The sequence below is a fragment of the Methylobacterium sp. WL116 genome, assembly GCF_008039455.1.
Classification (GTDB): Bacteria; Pseudomonadota; Alphaproteobacteria; order Rhizobiales; family Beijerinckiaceae; genus Methylobacterium.
Map to the genome: position 1 here is coordinate 1 of NZ_VRUV01000582.1, position 2649 is coordinate 2649.

The window sequence follows — 2649 nt, forward strand, 5'->3', positions numbered from 1 at the left end:
GCCGTCGACCGCCGGTGCCGGCAGCGTCGGCGCCGCCGCCTCTGCGGTCGGCGGCGCCGTCATCGGGATCGTCTGCGCCCGCTAGAGCGGTTTCGAGCGCGGTGGATCCCGGCTCGCGTGAAGAAGATCAGACCTCACGGAAAACAGAGCCCCCTCCGCGATCCGCAGATCGCGGAGGGGGCGTCGGGAGCCGGTCCCCGATCGCGGATCGCGGAACCGGGCCCCCGCGTCCGGCGTCAGAGCCGGCCGGTGACCAGCAGCACGATCAGGACGATGATCAGGATGCCGCCGAGGCCGAAGCCCGGGCCGCGATAGGCGCCGCCGCCGAGGAAGCCGCCACCACCGAAGGCGAGAATGATCAGGATGATGAGCAGAATGGTGACGAGCGACATGGAAGAAAGTCTCCGCGGGAGCGCACGGGTCGTGAGCTTGACCGTTCAAACGCCGCGACAATCCGTTCCGTTCAAATAATTCGCACGCAAACGTGACGGACGGTTTTGCCGGCTCAAGCGTGCCAGTCCGGCAGCGGCGCGCCGGCTTCGTCCAGCCAGTCCGGCGTCGGCAGGCCGCGCTCGCGCAGGAAGGCGGGGTTGAACAGTTTCGAGGCGTAGCGCGCCGCCCCGTCGCAGAGGATCGTCGCGATGGTGTGGCCGGGGCCGAGCACCCGCGCCAACCGGATCGCGCCGGCGACGTTGATGCCGGACGAGCCGCCCAGCGACAGCCCCTCCTCCCGCATCAGCCCGAACACGATGTCGAGCGCCTCCGCGTCGGGGATGCGGAAGGCGTGGTCGGGCGCGAAGCCCTCGAGGTTCCGGGTGATCCGCCCCTGGCCGATGCCCTCGGTGATCGACGAGCCCTCGGCCTTGAGCGTCCCGGCGGTGTAGTGCGCGTGGAGCGCCGAGCCCTCGGGGTCGGCGAGCGCGATCGCGACCTCGGGGTTGCGCGCCCGCAAGGCGAGCGCCGTCCCGGCGAGCGTGCCCCCGGTGCCGGCGGCGCAGACGAAGCCGTCGAGGGTGCCGCCGGTCTGGTCCCAGATCTCGGGGCCGGTGTGCCGCTCGTGCGCGCCGCGGTTGGCGACGTTGTCGAACTGGTCGGCGAAGAACGCGCCGGCGGGCTCGGTGGCCGCGAGCCGCTCGGCGAGGCGGCGCGCCACGTGGACGTAGTTGTTCGGGTTGGCGTACGGCACCGCCGGCACCTCGACGAGGCGGGCGCCGGCGAGCCGCAGGGTCTGCTTCTTCTCCTCCGACTGGGTGACCGGGATGACGATCACCGTGCGGTAGCCGCGCACGGAGGCCACCAGCGCCAGCCCGATCCCGGTGTTGCCCGCCGTGCCCTCGACGATGGTGCCGCCCGGCCGGATCAGCCCGCGCGCCTCGGCGTCCTCGACGATCGCGCGCGCCGCCCGGTCCTTCACCGAGAGGCCGGGATTGAGGAACTCGGCCTTGCCGAGGATGGTGCAGCCGGTCTCCTCCGACGCCCGGCGCAGCCGGATCAGCGGCGTGCCGCCGATCGCCGCCAGCACGTCGGGGCGGGTGCCCCACTCCGCATCCGTCGCCACGCCCATGCCGGTGCCTCCGCATCGCGCGCCTCCCGGGGCGCCGCCCTCCGCGATAGATCAGAAGGCGGCCCATCGGAAGCCGGGGGGCGGCGCCCCGGCGATCAGGCCGGGCGCGGCGCCTCGATCATCGCGCGGACGCGCTCGGCCATGGCGTCGACGGAGAACGGCTTGGTCACCACCGCCATGCCGGGGGCCATGTGGCCTTCGCCGAGCGCGGCGTTCTCGGCGTAGCCGGTGATGAACAGCACCTTCAAGTCGGGCCGGCGGGCGCGGCCGGCATCGGCCATCTGGCGCCCGTTCATCCCGCCCGGCAGGCCGACATCGGTCACCAGCAGGTCGATGCGCACGTCCGATTGCAGCAGCTTGAGGCCGGCGGCGCTGTCGCTCGCCTCGATCGCGGTGTAGCCGAGGTCCTCCAGGATGTCGGCGAGCAGCATCCGCACCGTCGGCTCGTCGTCGACCACCAGCACCGTCTCGCCCTGCCCGGAGCGCGGCCGCGCCGGGCCGGCCGCCACCTTGTCCTCGACCTCGGCATCGCCGTGGTGGCGGGGCAGGAAGATGCTCACGCGGGTGCCGGCCCCGACCTCCGAGCGGACCCGCACCTCCCCGCCCGACTGCTTGGCGAAGCCGTAGATCATCGAGAGCCCGAGGCCGGTGCCCGCCCCCATCGGCTTCGTCGTGAAGAACGGCTCGAACACCCGGGCGACCACCTCCGGCGGCATGCCGGTGCCGGTGTCGGCCACGCACAGCGCGAGGTATTGCCCCTCCGGCATGTCGTGCTGGCGGGCGGCGCGCGCGTCGAACCGCGCGTTGGCGGTCTCGACCGTGATGCGGCCGCCGTCCGGCATCGCGTCGCGGGCGTTGATGCACAGGTTCAGCAGCGCGTTCTCGAGCTGGGACGCGTCCACCAGGGCGGTCCACAGCCGCGCGCCGGCGGCGACCTCGACCGGGATGCCCGGGCCGACGGTGCGCTGGATCAGCTCGTGCATCCCCGCCACGAGGCGGTTCACGTCGGTGGGCCGTGGATCGAGGGTCTGCCGGCGCGAGAAGGCCAGCAGCCGGTGGGTCAGGGCCGCGGCGCGGCGCGCGGC

Annotated in this window: 3 protein-coding genes; all 3 read right to left on the minus strand. The window is 73.3% G+C overall.

From position 1 onward, the window contains the following. Positions 1–236: 236 nt before the first annotated feature. Positions 237–392, minus strand: a complete 156-nt coding sequence (locus FV223_RS24800) for a DUF3309 domain-containing protein (RefSeq protein WP_147729453.1) — start codon at positions 390–392, stop codon at positions 237–239. A 113-nt stretch (positions 393–505) separates the two neighbouring features. Next, on the minus strand, positions 506–1564 hold the full coding sequence (locus tag FV223_RS24805) for a cysteine synthase A (protein WP_147729454.1): 1059 nt from the start codon (positions 1562–1564) through the stop codon (positions 506–508). A gap of 95 nt (positions 1565–1659) precedes the next feature. Continuing rightward, positions 1660–2649, minus strand: a 990-nt coding sequence (locus FV223_RS24810; protein WP_147729455.1) for an ATP-binding protein, incomplete at its 5' end; no start/stop codon positions are given.

Excerpts from the sequence above, each read along its gene's own strand:
- FV223_RS24800 (WP_147729453.1), bottom strand. The coding sequence starts at position 392 with ATGTCGCTCGTCACCATTCTGCTCATCATCCTGATCATTCTCGCCTTC.
- FV223_RS24805 (WP_147729454.1), bottom strand. The coding sequence starts at position 1,564 with ATGGGCGTGGCGACGGATGCGGAGTGGGGCACCCGCCCCGACGTGCTG.